Raw genomic sequence first — 19,869 nt, 5'->3', positions numbered from 1 at the left:
ATCTTTTACTGACTGTTGTCAGTCAAGAAATTAAAAACCAGGATATCTCGCAAACTCACTACATATTAACCAGGTAATTGCCGTCATAGGCTCAAACGCAAAGGGAGAGACATTTTATGGAATATATTATACGACTACTTTATGAAGCAAAAAAATACTATTGGCAGCTTACCGGTGCAGTTGCCGGCATTGTCGGCTATACAGCCATAAACCTAATCGGTCCCAGTTTGATTAGCCAGCTTATTGATCTGTTGACAGGCAATTTCAGTAAGACTGATATTTCTACCGTCCGCCACCTTGCCTATCTGCTGTCAGGGACGTATCTGATCAGGGCCGTTTTTCGCCTGGCCAGTGATTATTGGGCTCATTACGCCGCCTGGAATATTGTTGCGGAAATGCGGGTTAAAGTATATAACCATCTGCAAACGCTGTCACTGCGCTTTTACAGTGATAAACAAACAGGCCAGATCATGAGTCAGGTGCTGAATGACACTGCCCAGTTCGAACTGCTCATTGCTCATGCTATTCCCAATATCCTGAGCAGTGTCCTGATTGTCCTCGGGGTCGCCCTACTCCTGTTGCTCATTAATCCCTGGCTGGCGTTATTAACCTTTGTGCCTGTTCCCTTGATGGTAGTTTTCAGTCTCTATTACACCAGAAGAATTTATCCTGCCTATAGCGATCACCAGGCCCGGTTAGGAGATATGAACGCGGTATTGCAGGATAACCTCTCCGGTTTAAAAGAAATCCAGCTATTTGGCAGGCAAGCCTGTGCTTCCCGGATATTTAGCAACCAAACATATCAATGGCGGGATGCCGTTATGAGAGTCGTCTGGTTAGGGGGACTTTATCATCCGACAGTAGAAAGTATTTTATCCATAGGAACGGTTATTGTTGTTGGTTTCGGCGGTATTATGGCGTTGGACGGTCTCCTGAGTATTGGCGATATCGTACGTTTCTTACTGTACCTTAGCCTCTTTTATGCCCCGATCGCCAACCTGGTTGCCTCGGTCGACAGCCTTCTGCAGGCTGCAGTTGGCGCAAAACGTGTATTTGCCCTGCTGGACGCAGAGCCTGACATCCAGGATAAGCCGGATGCAGTTAAACTTGCAACAACAACAGGCGATCTTGCCTTTCATAATGTAACCTTTTGTTATGATCAGCATTCACCGGTATTAGATAATGTTACCTTTGATATACCTGCAGGAAATATGGTGGCCCTTGTTGGCCCGACAGGCGTAGGTAAAACGACCATGGCGGCGCTGATTACCCGGTTCTACGACCCGGAAGCAGGTAAGGTTACCTTAGACGGGACAGATTTACGCAATATCTCACTTGCCTCGCTGCGTGATCAGATAAGTGTTGTGCCACAGGATGTTTTCCTCTTTAACGATTCGATCGCCGAGAATATTGCCTATGGCAAACAAGCGGCAACCCGGGATGAGATTGTTTGGGCCGCAAAACAAGCATATATTCACGATTTTATTATATCGCTTCCTAAAGGCTACGATACACTGATTGGCGAACGTGGCGTGCTTTTGTCCGGCGGACAAAAACAACGCCTGGCTATTGCCAGGGCGTTGCTCCGTGACACACCAATCCTCATCCTGGACGAAGCAACTGCCTCAGTCGACCTGGAAGCGGAAACAAGGATTCAACAGGCAATTCAGCATTTGGCCGGAAACCGTACTTTGGTAGTTATCGCCCATCGTCTGTCAACAGTTCGCCGGGCAGACAAGATCATTGTTTTGGATAATGCCCGGATTGTAGAACAGGGATGTCATGACGAATTACTGGCAGCCAACGGACTTTACGCCCGCTTGTGTGCCTCACAAATATCTTAATTTTATTGGGCTTCGCCCGCAACCAGGAGGGATAGCAATGGATTTGTCACTAAAAAATATCGGTGTAACCTTAGATAATAAAAACATCATCAGCGGGGTTTCACTTGATGCCAGAAATGGTGAGTTTATCGGAATTATCGGTCCCAACGGCAGCGGCAAATCGACACTGCTGCGCACTATCTACCGGGTTATTAAACCCGACTGTGGTGCCATTCTTTTTGACGGCATGGACCTAAAGAAGGTTAAACTGACAGACTCGGCCAAAAAGATGGCGGTAGTCGGTCAGTTTAATCATCTAAACTTTGATCTTAGTGTCTTAGAAATGGTCATTATCGGCCGCTCACCTCATAAAGGTTTTCTGGGAGCAGATAAGGCAGAAGACTATGAAATTGCCCTGGCTGCCATTCATAAGGTCGGTATGGAAAACTATGTGTACCGCCGCTTTGCTACCCTGTCCGGTGGCGAAAAGCAACGTGTAATCTTAGCCAGAGCCCTGACCCAGCAACCTCAGATACTCGTGCTGGATGAACCGACAAATCATTTGGACATCAAATATCAGCTACAACTGCTTTCTATAGTAAAGTCACTTGGCATCGGCGTACTTGCCGCTTTGCATGATCTCAGCCTGGCGGCTATGTATTGTGACAAGTTGTATGTCATGAAAGACGGAGCAATTGTTACTTACGGACCGCCAAACAAAATTATAACCCCGCAATTGATTCGCGATGTGTATGAAATCGACTGCACGATTCAGAAAAACTCAGCTACCGGTTATTTGGCAATCTCCTATCACCCCTGTCATTGCTCTGCTTAAGGTATATACTACCGTTAACCATCGGGAAGTAAACAAGTTTTTCATGGCAAGCCTCATTGACAACAGAATTGTTTTAATTTACAATTTAAACTGACATTAGTCAGTACAAGCGAGGTGTTTTCCGATTGCCAGAATTACCAAAGATCCCCATGTACGCCAGGCTGAATTAATGGATACAGCTCTGGAGTTATTCCTGTCTGCAGGTTATGAAAAAACTACGGTTCAGGATATTGTCAAAAGAGTTAATGTAGCACAAGGTACTTTTTATTACTACTTTCCTTCGAAAGAAGCCCTGCTTGAAGCCATCTTTGCCCGTTATGCCAAAAATATGGTAACCCATATTCAGTCTTGTCATCTTGAAAATGCAACCGTTTTGGAAAAATTACAATTGCTTATCAGTCATTTCTATAAACTGTGTTACTCTGGTGAACCAGGGCTGATTGCTACCGTTTTATATAAAGAAAAACAGGGTGAATTGATCAACAAAGTCTGGCGCCAACTTCAGGTAATTGCCGCCCCGCTGTTTAAAAGCATTCTGGAACAGGGCAATCAGGAAGGGGTAACCCAGGTTATCCATATAGACGAGACCCTATCTTTCTTTGCCGGTATTATAGCTGCCTTGCTGGAAGCCACTTCGCCCACAGAATTCGGGCATGAATCAGACCCAACAATCATAAAAAATAAGCTGGCGATTGCCGGGAAGCTAATAGAAACCCTATTTGGTGCACCGGCAGGCAGCATTCATTTAGAAGCACCAACCTCTTAAAGGTAAAAAAGCACCATGAACTAAATTGTTCATGGTGCTTTTTTACCTATTCAATGCGATTTCCCGACAGGCTTTGGGCACTGGTATTCATTTGGTATTCAATTAATTCTTTATATTTCTTCCCGATATCTGAAGCAGGATTAACAAAAACCTGTGAGGGGACACCAACCTCGACAATGCACCCTTCATCCATCAGGACGATTTCATCGGCGACACGCAGGGCAAAAGGCAGTTCATGGGTTACCACAAGCATAGTACTGGCTCGATAGCGGGCTAGCTCCTCCATAACAATCAATACCTCTCGCACCAGGATTGGGTCCAGTGAAGCGGTTGGCTCGTCCCAGAGCATAAGCTCAGGTTCATAAGCCAGAGCCCTGGCAATGCCAACACGTTGTTGCTGTCCGCCGGATAATTCATTGGGCCGATGCTCCAGATGATTCTCCAACCCAACTTTACTCAGGGACTCAACTGCTTTGTCCCTGGCTAATTCTTTATTCATACCGCTCATAACCAGACCTAACATGACATTCTCAGCGGTGGTTAACCGGCTAATAAGATTAAAATGCTGAAACACAAAGCCGATGCGCTTACGAATATCACGCAGTTCATCAGGTTGCATTGTCAGGATATTAGCACCACTCAGCATGATCGAGCCACGGTCAGGCTCTACCAGACGGTTAATCGCACGAATAGTGGTTGACTTGCCACAGCCTGACGGCCCCATGAGCACCACTGTCTTCCCTTTATTAACAGTAAGATTAACATCATTTATAGCCACCAGGCTACCAAATTGTTTATAGAGATTTTGGATAACAAGCATGCCCATCTCTCCGCTTATTTAAATTTCATTTTCCGCCGGTTAAGTTTTTGCAAGAGGCCCGGGCGACCATTGGGAATAACAATCTCCCGCATAACTTCATCAAATGACAATCCCAGTGCTTCTCCCGCAGTCACCTCATCGATAGAAACCGGACTTATCTTTTCTGTATTATTAGCTACAACCAGCCCAAACAGGGCCCCCAGAAACGGTACGCCAATCCAGGGCAGATAAGGAATGCCTCCGCCAGCCAGGATAAACATAGCGGTAAGCAGCGTGGCGCCAATCGCCATACCATACAAACACTCAGGCGCAGTGAGGGTGTTTTTTAACCTTTGAAAAAACCGGCGCCACCCTTTAGCCTGCACTTTATTCACTGAGCGGTTTCGGCGAATGACCGACATGATGGCCGTATGGTCAAGCACTAAGAATAAGATTGCGGCAATGAGCGCAATCATACCGGCAAGAATGGCTTTGACCTGGGTCAAAATTGTCATAACTTCAGCCCGGGGATCAGGCTCGACAACCCCCAGCTCGGACTTATACAAGGAGAGGTTACTATGCCCCACTTCACGATAGATAACAGGTGCAACAAAATCAGGGCTGATATTGCCATTTGTTAAGATCTGAATTCGCTGACTGGGGCTTACCTGTCCGGCAATAACCTTATCCAGAAGCTGTATCGAGCGGCTAATTTCATCATCCCGCAGATTGGGAATAGCTGATCCCAGCACCTGTAATTGCGTCGCAATCAAGGGAGTATTAAACTGTTGAACCTGAGCCAGATGGGTACTGGCACTGTTTAACGTCTGCCTGGCGTTATCGACGTCAAAGGCACGTAAAGTGGCTATAGTATTATGTCCGTTGGCTACTATATTATCAATCGCCGAACGCGCCTGACGGGCATTGGCGGCCACATTGTCTAATTGGCTTAAGCCTGAACGGAGGTTATCCAGGTTTTGCTGCGTAGTTGTCAATTCATTAATTGAGGTGGCAATATCAGGATTTATCACCTTAATCACTTGAAAAGTCCCTACAAGGCCGCCTAGAGCACGCGAGGAATTATCAAGCTGGGCCTGAATGCCGCTGGTGTTAATATTAGCCAAACCGCTAGTCGCAGACTGAATGGTTGCCCCGGCCCCCTCCAGACTTACCAGGGTTTGCTCAATGGCAGCAAGGCTGCTGCCGTAGCTGTTGAGGGCGCTGCTGGCAACGGTAGTCATCTGCTGGGCATCCTCAGCAAAACCCGGGATTTGCCCAACAAGTTTAGATGTTTCAGTTAGGGCATTCCCTAACTGCTGCCGCGGATTATGAATTGACGCCATACCGGCCTGAGCACCTACTGTATTATTTATAACTACATAACCCTGGTTATTAGCCATTTGCGCACCATCGCCCTGCGTAATCATGCCTTTAGCCAAGCCATCGCCGCCAACCTCAGTTATTTGGACCAGAACATTTCCCGACTCTGGTACATTAGCGGCTATCGGTTCATTCGGGGCCGATCCCTGAAAGGCTATTACATCGCCGGGTGTAAATTTAATGCCGGCAGCTGGGGTAATAGTGACCTGCGTGATATAAGCTGAAAGAAACCGCTTAAGCTCCAGCATGGTACTCACCAGGTACACCATTTCATTATTTTTGGTGTCGGCAGATACACTCTCTGCAAAACCTATCGCTTTATCGGCCCGGATACCCTCAGCAATTTGTTCACCCAACCGAATCGGATTTTCCGGCTCACTCCCAACAGGAAAAGCAATCTCTATCAACTGATACTGCTTAAGCAGCTTCTCAACCTCGTCATTGACATAAGCTGATTTATCCAGGGTTGCTACAATTACTGTTACTGAGCCGCCGTCCCGAAAGGCAAATAACACCCCTTCTATTTGCATTATCTGCTCAATAATAATGTTTCTTGCCCCCTCCGGCACGCCCTTAACCGTAACACGCGGTTCAGTCATAATACTAATGCCGGAACGGCCGGGAACACTGCCAAATGTAGTATCTAGCGCCTCATAGGTTTGTTTTGTCTTATATTCAGCCGGAAGCCCAACAAAAAAGCTGGTTAAGCCGGTTAAGGTCGGCCCCTCCTTTAATTTAGCACCTGGATATACCTGCGCTAGAATCTTTTCGGCTTGAGCCCGTCCCTCTGCTTTCATTTCTTCGCGGATATTAATAATAACATCAAACTCACCGTAATCGCCAACAAGGGTAGAAATGGTTCCTGAAAAATATGAGTTAGCAGCCCTTGATACTAAACTTCCTAAAAATGACCCGATAGCTACACTGATAATAACAAGCACCACCAGGTCACGGTTAAAGGAATTGGCAATGAAGGTGCGTACAAACATTTTTCGAATATGTCTCAAGGTTATATGACCCCCTTCTAAGACTCCAATTCTTGTCTTTAATCCTATTGGCAATTAGCAGTACTTGCTGATAAGCCAGTTAGAACGCACTAAGAAAGCGTTACTTTCATATAATTCCAAGCTATCCAGGCATTCATACAGACTTTCAGGATTCTGAGCATTTATATTGCAGAAATAGAAAAAAGCACGTTGACCAGCCGCAGCCGCTCAATCGTGCTTTTTATATTCTGTCTGTTATACATAAGCCAACCCTAACTGGATTACCATTTCACCGGCAGTAAAGCTCATAGAGACCTGCGCTGCCTGCTTCTTATACACTATAAAATGTTTTTCACCAACTATAGTAAAAGGAGCCGTAATCGCATAGTGATAACCGGTTCCCGCCAGTAATGCTTTTGCCCTGCCGGCAACCATATTTGCCATTTCCGCAACACCATCGTATAAATCGGCCTCTGACAGCCCTGACTGATTTACACCAGTCATAGCAGATACGATAGCGGCGGCATCGCCCTTAGACAGAGTGATGGAAAGCAGCGCATTTCTTTCGCCGTGAACCAGCATAGCACCGGTCAGTCCGCCTGAATTATTATGCTGTTTGGGAGTACTTTCCGGATGCCGGACAAAGTCAACGCCCGCGATTGTACCAATTACCTCAATAACGGCCCGGGAGAGGCAGTTTTGGAGAAAGTCATTCTTGGCTATTTCCATGTCTATATCCCTTCCCCGGTACATTCTAATATTTTTTTCATCAATTCCTCAATAGAAAACGGTTTAACCAGGTAATTTATGGCGCCTGCCTGTATTGCCTGGATAATACAGGCCTTCTCACTTTCGGTTGTAACCATCATAACAGGAATATCTCTTAACGAAATATCACTTTTTATCCTCTGTAAAAATTCGAAACCACCCATACCTGGCATATTCCAGTCCAAAAGGATTAAACCGATATCAGCAGCATCTTCCTGTGCCAGTAAACGAAGAGCCTCCTGACCATCCTCAGCTTCCATGAACCCATAATCCAGCAGTTCTACCCCACTACAGATGATCTTCCTGATGATTGCTGAATCATCTACTGATAAAATTTTCATTCAGAGTCACCCCTCACCCTAAAAAAGGCCCCGTTTTTGTACTGACTCATTTCATAGTTTTCTTTGTAATCAAAAAATATCTCTGAATTTCCAATGAAGAGTACCCCTTGTTCTGTTAGACTGTTGGCTATTTTGGAAAAAACCGTTTTTTTGAATTTCTCAGAGAAATAAATTGTAACATACCGGCAAAATACTGCGTCAAATTTTCCTAATCCAATGAAGCTATTTTGAAGATTAAACTGCCGAAATGCCACTGCGTCTTTCACCACTTCGGCAAGCTTCCAAATCCTACCCTCTTGCTGGAAGTAGGTATCCCGGTATTCGTGGTCCAGACCTCTAGACATCGAGATTGTATCATATTTACCCATCCGGGCGAGTGTTAGGACGGTTGAGGATATATCAGTGGCGAGTATTTCAAAATGGGCTAAGGTAACGTCCTGCACCCGGGAACGCTTAAGATAGCGATCAATACACATTGCTATCGAATAGGGTTCCTGCCCTGAGGAGCACGCTGCACTCCATATTCTCACCTTGGAGCGCTGGCCGCTCCTAATCTCATTAATATATGCAGGTAATAATACTTCTTCTAAAGTTATCCACGGCGTTTTATCCCGGAACCAAAGCGTTTCATTCGTAGTTATTGCATCAATTATTTTCTCAGCCAAGCCTGCATCTTGTTGTTTATTAAGCATCCGGTATAGCTCTTCAAAGCTGGCCAATTGAAACTTAATTAAAAATTTTGAAAGCCGGCTTTCGATTAAGTAGGATTTGTCTTCATTGAAATCGATTCCGCATTGTTCCTTTATATACTCCTGGAATAAAGCGAATTCTGCTGGAGACAGATTAGAGTTTATAGTAATCCCCCTCCGTCTAAAACAATCTGTACAATGCGGGCGGAAATGTGAGTAAGATCAACCGTTTCATCGGCTAAGCCCGCCTCTGCAACGCAATGCGGCATTCCATATACCACACAAGTACGCTCACTTTGAAGAATACAATAACAGTTGCATTCTTCTTTCATAGCCCGGACACCATCCCGTCCATCACAGCCCATACCTGTTAGTATTATTGCTAACACACCCACCGCTTTGAAACCTTGAGCAACCGACTTGAATAGCACATCTGCGGAAGGACGGACGCCGTGCGCAGAAGGAGCCTTATCTAGTTTAAACTGAACTTTCCTATCAGCTCCTGCCTGCACTGACATGTTTTCTCCCCCTGGGGCAATAAAAACTCCCCCGCCTGCCAGGGACTGGCCATCTACCGCCTCAGCTACAGGCAATAAGCACTTTTTATTCAGTGTTTGCGCCATAATCTGGGTAAACCCTTTCGGCATATGCTGAACAACCAATACCGGTATGCTCAAAGACGAGGGGAGACTGCTCAGTACTTGTTCAAGGGCTGCAGGTCCGCCGGTAGAAGAAGCAATAACAATTAATCCCACAGGACCCTTAAAAGAATTTAACGGCTTACCCTTTTGCTCGCTTTGTTGAACAGTTGTCAATTGTGGCTGCTTAGATTTAGCTGCAGCTGCCTGCTCTAGCGAACCAGGCGGCTTACGTTTGCTAAGCCTGTCCAGTTTGCACTCCATAAAAAGAGACTGTAAGCGCTTGCGTAGAGCATCACTGCCTGGGCCCGGGCTAGCAGTATCAGGTTTAATCACAAAGTCCAGTGCCCCTAGTTGCAGTGCATTCAATGTATTAACAGCACTTTCGTCATCTTTACCAGTGAGCATGATAACACTGGTGTCCGGAAATAGACCTCTGAGTTCAGCTAATGTTTGTAAGCCTCCTAGCCCTAAGGTAAATACATCCAGGAGAATAATGTCAAAACTATCCTGTTTGAGACGTTCTAAGGCTATTGCCCCATTTGCTGCGGTTTCTTTGGTCATTGCTATACCGGTACTATCTACCGCTTCCGACAACAGCTTCCGATAAACAGCACGGTCATTAACCACTAACACACTTAATTTATGTTCCATACACTTACCACCAATCAAAGGCTATATACAACGCGTTAAAGTTTTGCAGGCAGGTGGTATGTTGATGCGAAATATATATACCTCACTTGCGTACATAAGCAATTATATCTTAAACTGTTTTGATAAGCCTTCCAGCTTTACAGCAACCTCTACGAGATCATCTGCCGACTGGCTTGCCTCGGTGCCTTTCGCGGCCGTGTCATTGGAGGCTTTGCTGATCTCGCCAATACTATTTGAGATTTCTGCTACCTTTTCGGCAATAGTCTGCGAAGTCCTGGCAACTTCACTGATTCTCCCAGATGCCCGGTCTGTGTTCTTGGCCACATCACCGGCAGTTAAGGCAAGTTCATGTACTGACCGCGCAATCGTGGAAACTCCCTCATAGGCTTCCGTAGTACTGCGGGCGATAGACTGGGACTTATCTGCAATATCCTCTATTTCACCGGTTATTAAGTTTACTTTTTCTGAAGCCTTAATGACAGCAGTGGAGATTTCCCCCACTACGGCCGACTGTTCTGTTACTGCCGCCGCTATATTACCGCTCTTTTGGTTAATTTCGCTGATTACCTGAGTAATCCGCTCCATAGCCTGGACACCATTAGCCATTTCTGACTGCATTGTTTCAATCTGCATTGAGATGTCGTCTGTCGCGCCTGCGGTCTTTCTTGCTAATTCTTTCACCTCGTTTGCAACAACAGCAAAACCCCTGCCGGCCTCCCCTGCCCCTGCCGCTTCAATGGCTGCATTCAGGGCCAGCATATTGGTCTGATCGGCTATATCATTAATAAGATTTACAACCTTGCCAATTTGTTTGGATAATCCGTTCAGATTGGAGATAATCACAGCAGTCTCTCTCGCCCTGACCTGCGCATCCTCAGCTACGTGAATCGAACGTTCGCAGTTTCTGCTGATTTCATTAAGGGAAATATTGATTTCCTTGATCGCTGCTGCCACATCAGCTACTGAACCGGACACATCTTTAGCCGAATGCGACACAACGTGAATACCGCCGGAGATTTGTTCCATCAGGCCATTCACCTGTGAAAGACCTACCGACGCCTGCTCCGAGGCTGACGCTAAACTCTGTATGGTCGTTGATATTTCCTCTGTTGCTGCAGAAATAGTATAGATATTACTGCTGGTTTCCCCAATGGCCTCGGCAGTATTCCTAACACCGGCAGCAACATCCCCGATGGCATAACTGGCGGCCGCAGTAATAGCACTCGTCTCTTCACTATTAGTTGCAACAACCTCTGAGATTGCCAGCAAGCTGGCTGAAGAGTTATTTAACACTATCGTTGTATCCTGTATCTCAATATTAATCGTTCGTATAGTACCAATCAATTGATTAAATGAGTTTACAAGCTGGCCGATCTCATCTTTAGAACAAACCTGCCCCTGAACAGTCAGGTCCCCTTTCTCAACTTCTGTCATTAGCGCTCGAAGACGCTGCACCGGTTGGGTAATTTGACGCGTAATAAACCAGGCCAATGGTGTAGCAAGCAATATGCTCACAAGCAACAAGACAAGCATTTCTTTAGCGGCGCTTTGCGCCAGATCGGCGTTAGTATCTGCTTTTCGCTTGGCATCCAGCGTTATAAGCTCTGTTAATCTGTCGATTCGCCCGTTATTCTCCAATGATGAGACATTGCCGGCTCCCACATGCAATGCCTTAGCTTGCTCACCCGCTCCGGATAAAACCAGCCTCACAAGCTCCTCGCGCTCAACATCCCATTTCGCTTTGACTGCTTTCAACTGGTAAAATTCGCGGCGAATCTCCTCCGAACGAATATTCTTGCCGAATTTGTCCAGATCTTGTTCTAACTCCACATTTAAATCCACCACATTTTTTGCGTATTGCTGGCGCTGTTCCTTAGTCTCAGCAAGAATTAGCTGACCAAGGGTTACCCTTATGCGCTGAAACTCCACCCCAGCTTTACCGATATCACCGACAGCAACTGTATTTATCTCATAAAGTTCTGTATCAAGCTTCTCTGTTTGCTGTATCTGCCTGACCCCAACAACCCCTGTTATGCCGGTAATTAGCACTAGTACAAAAAAAGCAATCATAAGCTTAACGCCGATTTTACAGTTACGAAACCACTTCACGGATACTCGCTCCTTTCACTAAAGGGAAAATACTTTCTTGTTGGGCACACTGACTAATAGTTGTTCATGCCCCGAAGATTTTGTCAAGATCGAGTACTAATAAAATACTGTCTTCAAGCTTGACTACCTCGCGTATGAAACGGCTTTCGATATCCCCCAAACTAGCCGGAAGTGCTTCGCACATATCAGCTGTCACTTCAATTACATCACCCGGTTTATCGACAAAAAAGCCTGCCTGGTCAGAATCATGAGGTCTGGCTTTCAGGATAACGCAATTCATCTCCCGCCGCTTCTCCAGCCGGGAGAAACCCAGTATTGTGGCAAGGTCAAATAGAGTAATGATTTGACCTCTCAGATTCATTAGTCCTGCTATTTTGTTTGCAGCCCCCGGAACTACTGTATACTCAACATTTCGATTCATTTCTTTAGCACGGCTGACGTCAATGCCGCATAAGACCCCGCACAGATAAAATGTCAACACTCTGCCCTTCATGCCAGCCTCCCTTCCCGTTCACTAAGAGCTAAAGCGACTTTCTTTAGCAAGTTTGTTTTGTCAAGCTTAAGTTCATAATAATTAAAACCAGCTTCCAGGCCTTCCTGTTCCAGCCTGGCACTTGCGAGGGAGGTGAGGGCAATCACAGGCAGTGATACTGTATTCTCGTTGCTGCGAATTGCCTTGACCAGCTCTAGTCCGTTCATTACCGGCATACTTATATCGCTAACCACAACATCTACAGCACATTTCCCCAGTAAATTAAGTGCCTCTTCACCATTGCCTGCCATCAATACCTGATAACCTGCTCCTTCAAGGTATTGGCGCACTACCATGGCAAAGAAAGCAGTGTCTTCAACTAGCAGTACTGTCTGGCAGCAGTCATGCCGGCCTGTTTCCTGCTCAGTGACGTAACGCTCAGGATCAGCGAGTTCCATCAGGTCATAAAGATTTACAATCAATACAATTTTATCATGAATTACAGCCGATCCCCACAGCCCCTTGGCCTTGATGTCTTCTTCGTTAATATCCACCGCTGTCTGAACAGTATCCTGGATTCTTTCAACAAGAATTCCTACCGGATATTTCACTGATTTTGGTATTAACAGGCATAACTTACTGCGCCGCGATGCCAATTTTTTGACCGGAAGATAATCTTCAGGTCGCAGAATTCTTAAAATACTACCCTCGTAATTGACATACTCCTTATCACCGATTATTTGAAGTTGGTCTGCATCAATCTCATCCACCCTTGCCACCAAAGGAAGATTAATGCCGAAATTCTCCGGTCCGGAGCATTTAAACAACAGAAATTCCTGTTGTTCTGCCATAGTACCAAGGGTGCGTTGCCCGATATAGGTCAAGTTTTCATCCTGCCGCTCTGTAGCCATTGACATGGTTGCCGGGGCAAGGCTATCCGGGTCTAAAACCATCGCTACTTTTCCGTCACCTAAGATGGTCACACCAGAATAAGCTTTACATTCTTTGATATATTGAGGAACAGGTTTTACCAGTACATCCTCCCGGTCATAAATCCGGTCAACGGTTAATCCAAATACCCTATCCTCACTTCGAACAATTAAAACCCTGGTTATACTACACTCAACAATATTGCCCGTAGTTTTGCCAAGACATTCGGCCAAATTGATGATAGGCAGTAACTCCCCCCTTAGGTTTAAAACACGATAGCCGTTGATATATTCAATTTTTCGGATTTTATCACCAGGGGTTATGCGCACAATCTCCCGTAGATTAACTTGTGGCAACACAAACTGTTGATTTGCTGCCTCGACAATGAGTGAAGGCACGACCACTAATGTGAGGGGCAGGCGCAGGCGGAAAGTAGTTCCTTTACCCCAAACACTGCTAACTTCAATATTTCCCCCAATTTTTTCAATATTGGACTTTGCAATATCCAGCCCCACACCACGTCCGGAAATATCCGTAATCTGTTTAGATGTCGAGAATCCAGGATGAAACAGTAGGTTAAGCCGCTCCTTGTCTCCCATAGCTGCTAACTGTCCCGGTGTTAGAATATTTTGCTGAATCGCTTTCCTGGCCACACTTTCCAGATTGACCCCGGCTCCGTCGTCAGAGACAGAGATAACAGCACGTCCACCTTCCCGGTGAGCCTTAATACTAATGATCGCTGTCAGTGATTTTTCCGTATTTTTCCGTTCCTCCAGTGTTTCCACCCCATGATCCACGGCATTACGGATCAGGTGAACCAAAGGGTCTGCCAGTGCCTCGATGATAGACTTATCCAGTTCGATATCTTTACCTTCCATAAGCAACTGAACATTTTTGCCTGTGCTTTTTCCTAAATCCCTGACAAGACGCGGCAGCTTATCAAATACATTAGCCAGCGGCTGCATCCTGGTGCGCATTATCTTTTCTTGCAATTCAGTTGTTAAACGATCAATATGCTGTAGTGAAGCAGTTAATTCGGGTATAGCAGCAGCATATTTTTCCAGACGGCGAAAAAGCTGATTTCTTCCCAATACAATCTCGCTGCCAAGGTTAACCAGGCTGTCAAGAAGTGCGACGTCCACCCGAACCCGTTCATCCTCTTTCTTCTCAGTCCCTCCATAGGCGGCCATAACACCGTTTTCGCCCTTCGCTGACCAAGACGTTTCTTCCAGGGAGTACCTGCTACCTGAAGATTTCTTAAAAACATTGAAATCCTCAGGCTTCTGGGCGTCATCACTTATTTGCTGAATATCGGCTTCCGACACATCCAGGGCTAATGCCACAAGGTCAGGTTCCAGAACAGTTGTGAACAGGCAAGCTAGCTCATTGCAGCCTTCATCACAATATACAACATTTCCTATAGACTTAATCTTGCTGACGAGATCTGGGCTAACAGCATTTTGTCCTGAAGATTTATCAAGGCTAAGGTTCAATTGATATACTTGCTGCCCCCGTTTTTTTGCATCGCGTATGATTTCTTTATAATTACCGGGTATATTAAAATCACGCCTTGTGCTGCCGGAAGATTTCTTCGCTGCAGGCGGGTATTGTTTATAGTGTAAAGCGTCTGTCAACCGGGCGAGCTGAGCATTAACCTCTGTATTTTCACTATCCTTAACATTCTCAAGCATTTCTTTCAGCTTATCTGTTGCCGAAAGCAGGGCATCAATCGTCACACTGTCCATGTCTTTACCAGAATTACGGATCTTTGCCAGCAATGCTTCCATGGCATGTGATAATTCCACCATCTTTTTTAGTCCAAAAAAACCGGCGGTACCCTTGATGCTATGAGCCGCTCGAAATACAGCATTAATTTGCTCAGTGTCCTGGAGGCCCCTTTCTGCATCAAGCAGGCCTTTTTCTATTCTTTGAACATGGGTCAAGCCTTCATTAACAAATTCTCCTAGAAGAGCCTCATAATCCAGCACACATGACACCTCTCCCTGCATATCCACTAATGTAAATCCATCGGTTTCGTCCTTCATTTTTCGCCTGGTATAGCGCTTTGTCAGCAGTGTCAAGCAGTTTTCCGTATATCTCACCTGGCTGAGGAATCACTGTCGAAACCCCCAGGCTAACCGTAACATACTTAGCAACAGGTGAGTCTGAGTGTGCGATATCAAGCCGCTCTACAGCCATTCGAATGTTTTCAGCAACCAGCTTGGCTGCAGCTACATCTGTATTTCTCAGCACCACAGCAAACTCTTCCCCGCCATATCGCGCTGCTAAATCACCGTTAGGTTTTACATATTCAGCAAGAACATTAGCTACCTTTTGCAGGCACAGATCCCCCATCTGATGCCCGTATGTATCATTATAAAACTTAAAAAAGTCCACATCTAACATTATGATAGTAAGAGAGATTTGCTCTCTCATTGCAAACCGCCATTCTTTATCCATAAATTCTTCCAGGCTGCGGCGGTTAGCGATGCCAGTAAGCCCATCAATTAAGGTAAGTGCACGCAGCTTCTCATTGGCCTCTTTCAGTTCCCACATAATGTTTTCCATAACATGCTTTGTAGCCTGTAATTCCGCATTTCGTTGCACCAATGTGTGCTGATACTTTAGAACCCGGCTGCCCACAGACAAGCGGCTTCCCAGCTCCCGCGCATCTACCGGCTTACTCAGGAAATCGTCCGCTCCGGCTGCAAAGCCGGCCACCATATCTTCTATGTCATTCTTAGCAGTCAGCATAATGACATAAGTATCCCCTTCGTTTTTAGCCTGCTTAATCTTTTTGCATAGTTCAATGCCATCTATATCAGGCATAATCCAGTCCATAAGGACAATTACCGGCTCATCATTAGCAAATAGGGTATTCCATGCCTCTGAAGCATCGGCTGCCACCATCACTTCATAGCCCCAATCCTGAACCATGGAAGAGAGAATCCTCCGGATAATTTTATCATCATCAACTATTAGTAACTTCATAGGAAACCACCTGCCTACCGCATCATCATTTATGCTACAAACAATATTACTTTCGATTATAACACTGAAACTCCTTCAATGCTGCCAGGACTTAGAAGATTATTATTACTCACATTCGGCGTTGCCCCTCGCATTCACGCCCTTCAATACAACTTGTAGAAAACCGTATCAGCTCATAGGCAAACATAACCAATTGATGAATTATTTTGCTAAAAAAATGACTACTGTATGAAATGATCAAATTCATACAGTAGTCATTTTACATCTATTGAACTAAGGCGCTGTCCATCAAGACCAAAAGCACTTCCTTTCTAAGATTTATTTATACACATCCATGCACAAAACAGACCTGGTTACGGCCATTTCTTTTCGATTGATACATGGCAATATCAGCACTTCTAATCAGATCCGGAATATCCATTCCGTCATCCGGAAACATACTCACACCAATGCTTGCTGAAACAAACACCTTATTATTTCTAATAATGAACGGTTTTCTGCAGGCTTTTAACAATCTTATAGCAAGCTGCTTGGTTTCTAATTTCGTTTTAACCTTGGGGAGAATGACAACAAATTCATCACCGCCGACACGCGAAACAGTATCTCCATCCCGTACATTACTCACTATTCGGTTAGCTAGCTGCTGTAGCAGCTCATCACCGGCATCATGACCGTAGGTATCGTTAACAGGCTTAAAATTATCCAGATCTAAAAATATCACGGCAATAAGCTCAGTTGATCTTTTCGCTTGGGCAATGGCAATAGATAATCTGTCATCTAGTAGTCGTCGATTAGGCAACCCTGTCAGGTGATCGTGATATGCATATTGCTGGACCTGCTCCTCGCTCCGCTTTTCCCTGGTTATATCAGATACTACGATTGCTAAATATCCCTGTTTCGGGCTATAGACTGAAAGGCGTAGCCACTTCAAAATTTGTTTCGAATAATACTCTAGCAAGGTAGCCTCACCGGTGTTAAGTACCTTGTTTAAAACAAAAAGCCACTCCGGATTTTTGGTTTCAGTGAATGGTATGATCTCCGTCATCTTCTTATTTATTACTTCTGCTTTCGTTTGTCCGATAATCCCTTCATAGCCTTCGTTAACATCAAGAATAACGAAGTCCTGCATAACTCCGTCCGCCATAGGGGTTGCCTGAAGGAACATAAAGCCGTTTATCATATGATTAAACAATAAATGATAGTTCTCTTCACTTTCTTTAAGCTTAGCCTCAATTTGTTTACGGGCCGTGATGTCAAGAATACTCCCCACTAAACCTTTTGATCCATCTACAGTAATGAACGCAGCATTATTAAAAATAATATTTCGCTCCGTACCGGCTGCATCCAGCACCACACATTCGCAGGAATGAGACTGAAAGGTATCAATTACGCCGGCATCCATTCTCTGATACCTTTCCCCAACACACATCGGTGAAATTTCGTTTGCAGATTTGCCGATGATCTCTGCTTTAGAAAACCCAAGCAATTCAGTAAAGGCTTTATTACAGCCAAGATATCTGCCATTGAGATCTTTATAGAAAACCGGGTTGGGGATAGCCTCCAGCAGAGTATCTTTAAAGTCCATTGCAGTCCTGGACTGCAGTACTTGATAACCAAGATAGGCAATTGTAGAGGCAAGCTGGGAAAAAAATTCTATGATATTCGCTACATTTTCTTCAGGGATGACCGGTACTTTTCGTAAAGCAGCTAAATATTCGTCCTCGTCGAACCCACAGCGGTGTGCCTGGTCCCGGAAAAAGTTTTCGTCTGGTTTTTCCGTAAGGAACTGCCCGACAAAGAGAGAGGCCAAATGCTTTCCTTCAATTATAATAGGACAAGCATAGTCAATCAGTCCATTTTCACATCGATAACCTGCAGACTGCCCCTCAGATAGCTGCTTAGATATCCGCCGGTCACTATCGCGGCATCTTGCCGCAGTCTCAGGGAAAACACGATGAAACTTCTGGCATATGTCCTGCCAGCCACTAGCAGTCAAGATAGCGGAATTGTTGTCTAGAAGTGCAGAAGGTATGCCGGTTACAGCATGCATTGAATCAAGCAGTTGTTGTAATTTCGCTATATCCACTAACTCCGAAAACTTCATTGTGCAATTTCCTCTCTTCTACATAGCGGCTTCTCATTTTCTCTTTAACAATATTATAGATTAAGCAATCGTTATCCTGCAAATGATATCCGCTAAAAAACAGTTCCCCGGCCAAAGAATTCAAACTTGGTTATCCACACATAGTTTAAACAAAAAGATTTTTGTCACAATCTATATACTACGCGTTAAAGTTTTGCAGGCAGGTGATGTGTTGGGCAAAAGCGGAAATCAAGCGCCATCGGTGGAGCGTTCAAAATAATTTCAGTGATAGAAACGAAAATCCGTTCTAGTTTGCCTTAATATGCTGCACATTAAAGCAAAAGAACGGATTTTGTGTGTTAATTATCCTCGCTCGCTTTCATCCTGGCAATTATACTAACAACATAAATAACTACGAATAAGTTAAGTAAAAATAAAATCCACATCATATGTGTCATCACTCCGTTGCTTCTTTCTTACTATTTATAGTATACACCTTCTTTGTGAAGATGTTATGAAGATGTGGGTCAGCTATGCCATAGGATAGAAACTAATACCGGAAACAGGGTTGAGGTAATCACTGCCGATAACGTCATTCCTATTCCTGCCATAAGTCCCTGCTGTTCGCCTTCCATCAATGCAGTTGCAGTTCCTTGCCCGTGCGCAGTAGTGCCCATTGCCAGCCCCCGAATAATTGGATTAGTAATCTTCAGCAGCGTCAATAGTGTTGGTCCGGCAATTGCACCCAATGCACCGGTAACGACCACAAAAGCAATCGCCAGGTCCGGATCACCGCCATTTACCTCTGCAACCTGTGCCGCTATCGGTGCGGTAACAGATTTAGAACCAATTGAGACAACAATATCTCTTGGCATCCCCATCATCTGGGTAATACTCATGGCTGTAATTGAGGTTAATGAAGAAGCCAGACATACCCCCAAAACCACGGTTACCAGATTCTTCCTCAGAATATCCCTGTTGTTGTATAAAGGTACTGCCAACGCAACAGTGGTAGGACCAAGTAATATTGTCATAATCTCTTTTCCTGGCCGGTAAGCCGCATAAGGCAAGTGAAGTAAGAAGAGAGCGGCCACGATCAACGCCGAGCTTATGATAACTACATTCAATAACGGGTTGTTGTAGCGCATAAACAGGAAACGGCTGAACATGTATGACACAAAAGTCAGTATAATCAATGATAAGGTAGTTATATATTCCATCTCATTCTCCCCTTTTCTCTTTTGGCCCAGTCACCCTAAAAGCCAGAAAGGCAATCAACAAACTAACTGCCATTGAGCCAAACAGCCCTATTCCATTTAAATAAAAGAAATCCCAGTAATTCATCAGGCCTACAGTGATGGGTACAAAAAAGAATGCCATGTGCTTTAGTAAAAAACCGGTAACCATCTGCAGCTGAGCTACTTTGACAATACCAGCGCTTAATAAGGCGAATAAAATGGCTATTCCCACAACACTGCCAGGCAGCGGCAGGTGAAACCATTGAACTATACTGTCCCCCATAAAGGAAATGAGCGAAAGCACAAACAATTGCCAGGTTATCGCTTTTAATTTCATTGCCATCTTATTCCCACCTTTCTTGCTAAA

16 protein-coding genes are annotated in these 19,869 nt (G+C 44.9%); 3 read left to right on the top strand and 13 right to left on the bottom strand.

What is annotated here, in order from left to right; all coding sequences use genetic code 11:
* Positions 1-116: 116 nt before the first annotated feature.
* From VN379_RS05315 to VN379_RS05305, 3 genes are all read left to right on the top strand, one after another.
* Entirely contained in the window at positions 117-1,844 is a 1,728-nt protein-coding gene (locus tag VN379_RS05315) for an ABC transporter ATP-binding protein (RefSeq protein WP_325531550.1), read from the top strand.
* A gap of 37 nt (positions 1,845-1,881) precedes the next feature.
* The gene (locus VN379_RS05310) at positions 1,882-2,658 is read left to right on the top strand and encodes an ABC transporter ATP-binding protein (protein ID WP_325531548.1); all 777 of its coding nucleotides are present in this window, start codon (positions 1,882-1,884) and stop codon (positions 2,656-2,658) included.
* Between the two features lie 169 nt (positions 2,659-2,827).
* Positions 2,828-3,424, top strand: coding sequence for a TetR/AcrR family transcriptional regulator (locus VN379_RS05305; RefSeq protein WP_325531546.1), 597 nt, complete (start codon positions 2,828-2,830; stop codon positions 3,422-3,424).
* Between the two features lie 46 nt (positions 3,425-3,470).
* On the opposite strand, the gene VN379_RS05300 is transcribed toward VN379_RS05305, so the two are convergent.
* From VN379_RS05300 to VN379_RS05240, 13 genes are all read right to left on the bottom strand, one after another.
* Positions 3,471-4,244, bottom strand: a complete 774-nt coding sequence (locus tag VN379_RS05300) for an amino acid ABC transporter ATP-binding protein (protein WP_325531544.1) — start codon at positions 4,242-4,244, stop codon at positions 3,471-3,473.
* 14 nt (positions 4,245-4,258) lie between these two features.
* Positions 4,259-6,610 carry a hypothetical protein gene (locus VN379_RS05295; protein WP_325531542.1) on the bottom strand — a complete coding sequence of 784 codons (2,352 nt, stop codon included), beginning with the start codon at positions 6,608-6,610 and terminating at the stop codon, positions 4,259-4,261.
* Positions 6,611-6,844: 234 nt separating this feature from the next.
* Positions 6,845-7,318, bottom strand: coding sequence for a chemotaxis protein CheX (locus VN379_RS05290; RefSeq protein WP_325531540.1), 474 nt, complete (start codon positions 7,316-7,318; stop codon positions 6,845-6,847).
* Positions 7,319-7,320: 2 nt separating this feature from the next.
* Positions 7,321-7,698, bottom strand: coding sequence for a response regulator (locus VN379_RS05285; protein ID WP_325531538.1), 378 nt, complete (start codon positions 7,696-7,698; stop codon positions 7,321-7,323).
* Positions 7,695-8,540 carry a protein-glutamate O-methyltransferase CheR gene (locus VN379_RS05280; RefSeq protein ID WP_325531559.1) on the bottom strand — a complete coding sequence of 282 codons (846 nt, stop codon included), beginning with the start codon at positions 8,538-8,540 and terminating at the stop codon, positions 7,695-7,697. The genes VN379_RS05285 and VN379_RS05280 overlap by 4 nt, the downstream gene beginning before the upstream one ends.
* An 8-nt stretch (positions 8,541-8,548) precedes the next feature.
* Complete coding sequence (cheB, locus tag VN379_RS05275) at positions 8,549-9,679, bottom strand: chemotaxis-specific protein-glutamate methyltransferase CheB (protein ID WP_325531536.1); 1,131 nt, start codon at positions 9,677-9,679, stop codon at positions 8,549-8,551.
* A gap of 102 nt (positions 9,680-9,781) precedes the next feature.
* A complete protein-coding gene (locus VN379_RS05270) occupies positions 9,782-11,788 on the bottom strand; it encodes a methyl-accepting chemotaxis protein (protein WP_325531534.1) in 2,007 nt (668 codons plus the stop codon).
* Between the two features lie 64 nt (positions 11,789-11,852).
* Positions 11,853-12,281 carry a chemotaxis protein CheW gene (locus VN379_RS05265; RefSeq protein WP_325531532.1) on the bottom strand — a complete coding sequence of 143 codons (429 nt, stop codon included), beginning with the start codon at positions 12,279-12,281 and terminating at the stop codon, positions 11,853-11,855.
* Positions 12,278-15,235 (bottom strand): hybrid sensor histidine kinase/response regulator, encoded by a 2,958-nt coding sequence (locus tag VN379_RS05260; protein WP_325531530.1) that lies wholly within the window; start codon positions 15,233-15,235, stop codon positions 12,278-12,280. Before VN379_RS05260 ends, VN379_RS05265 begins: the two co-directional genes overlap by 4 nt.
* Complete coding sequence (locus VN379_RS05255) at positions 15,165-16,181, bottom strand: diguanylate cyclase domain-containing protein (RefSeq protein WP_325531528.1); 1,017 nt, start codon at positions 16,179-16,181, stop codon at positions 15,165-15,167. Before VN379_RS05255 ends, VN379_RS05260 begins: the two co-directional genes overlap by 71 nt.
* Positions 16,182-16,503: 322 nt before the next feature.
* Positions 16,504-18,285 (bottom strand): PocR ligand-binding domain-containing protein, encoded by a 1,782-nt coding sequence (locus VN379_RS05250; protein WP_325531523.1) that lies wholly within the window; start codon positions 18,283-18,285, stop codon positions 16,504-16,506.
* Between the two features lie 506 nt (positions 18,286-18,791).
* Positions 18,792-19,484, bottom strand: coding sequence for an LrgB family protein (locus VN379_RS05245; protein ID WP_325531521.1), 693 nt, complete (start codon positions 19,482-19,484; stop codon positions 18,792-18,794).
* Between the two features lies 1 nt (position 19,485).
* Positions 19,486-19,845 carry a CidA/LrgA family protein gene (locus VN379_RS05240; protein ID WP_325531519.1) on the bottom strand — a complete coding sequence of 120 codons (360 nt, stop codon included), beginning with the start codon at positions 19,843-19,845 and terminating at the stop codon, positions 19,486-19,488.
* Positions 19,846-19,869 lie beyond the last annotated feature (24 nt).

It is taken from the genome of Sporomusa sp. (assembly GCF_035561255.1).
Classification (GTDB): domain Bacteria; phylum Bacillota; class Negativicutes; order Sporomusales; family Sporomusaceae; genus Sporomusa.
This window is presented reverse-complemented; position numbering and strand designations above follow the sequence as displayed.

Coding starts and splice junctions, on each gene's coding strand:
- VN379_RS05315 (WP_325531550.1), top strand. CDS start 117: ATGGAATATATTATACGACTACTTTATGAAGCAAAAAAATACTATTGG.
- VN379_RS05285 (WP_325531538.1), bottom strand. CDS start 7,698: ATGAAAATTTTATCAGTAGATGATTCAGCAATCATCAGGAAGATCATC.
- VN379_RS05265 (WP_325531532.1), bottom strand. CDS start 12,281: ATGAAGGGCAGAGTGTTGACATTTTATCTGTGCGGGGTCTTATGCGGC.
- VN379_RS05240 (WP_325531519.1), bottom strand. CDS start 19,845: ATGGCAATGAAATTAAAAGCGATAACCTGGCAATTGTTTGTGCTTTCG.
- VN379_RS05260 (WP_325531530.1), bottom strand. CDS start 15,235: ATGAAGGACGAAACCGATGGATTTACATTAGTGGATATGCAGGGAGAG.
- VN379_RS05290 (WP_325531540.1), bottom strand. CDS start 7,318: ATGGAAATAGCCAAGAATGACTTTCTCCAAAACTGCCTCTCCCGGGCC.
- cheB (WP_325531536.1), bottom strand. CDS start 9,679: ATGGAACATAAATTAAGTGTGTTAGTGGTTAATGACCGTGCTGTTTAT.
- VN379_RS05250 (WP_325531523.1), bottom strand. CDS start 18,285: ATGAAGTTTTCGGAGTTAGTGGATATAGCGAAATTACAACAACTGCTT.
- VN379_RS05310 (WP_325531548.1), top strand. CDS start 1,882: ATGGATTTGTCACTAAAAAATATCGGTGTAACCTTAGATAATAAAAAC.
- VN379_RS05300 (WP_325531544.1), bottom strand. CDS start 4,244: ATGCTTGTTATCCAAAATCTCTATAAACAATTTGGTAGCCTGGTGGCT.
- VN379_RS05305 (WP_325531546.1), top strand. CDS start 2,828: ATGGATACAGCTCTGGAGTTATTCCTGTCTGCAGGTTATGAAAAAACT.
- VN379_RS05255 (WP_325531528.1), bottom strand. CDS start 16,181: ATGAAGTTACTAATAGTTGATGATGATAAAATTATCCGGAGGATTCTC.
- VN379_RS05245 (WP_325531521.1), bottom strand. CDS start 19,484: ATGGAATATATAACTACCTTATCATTGATTATACTGACTTTTGTGTCA.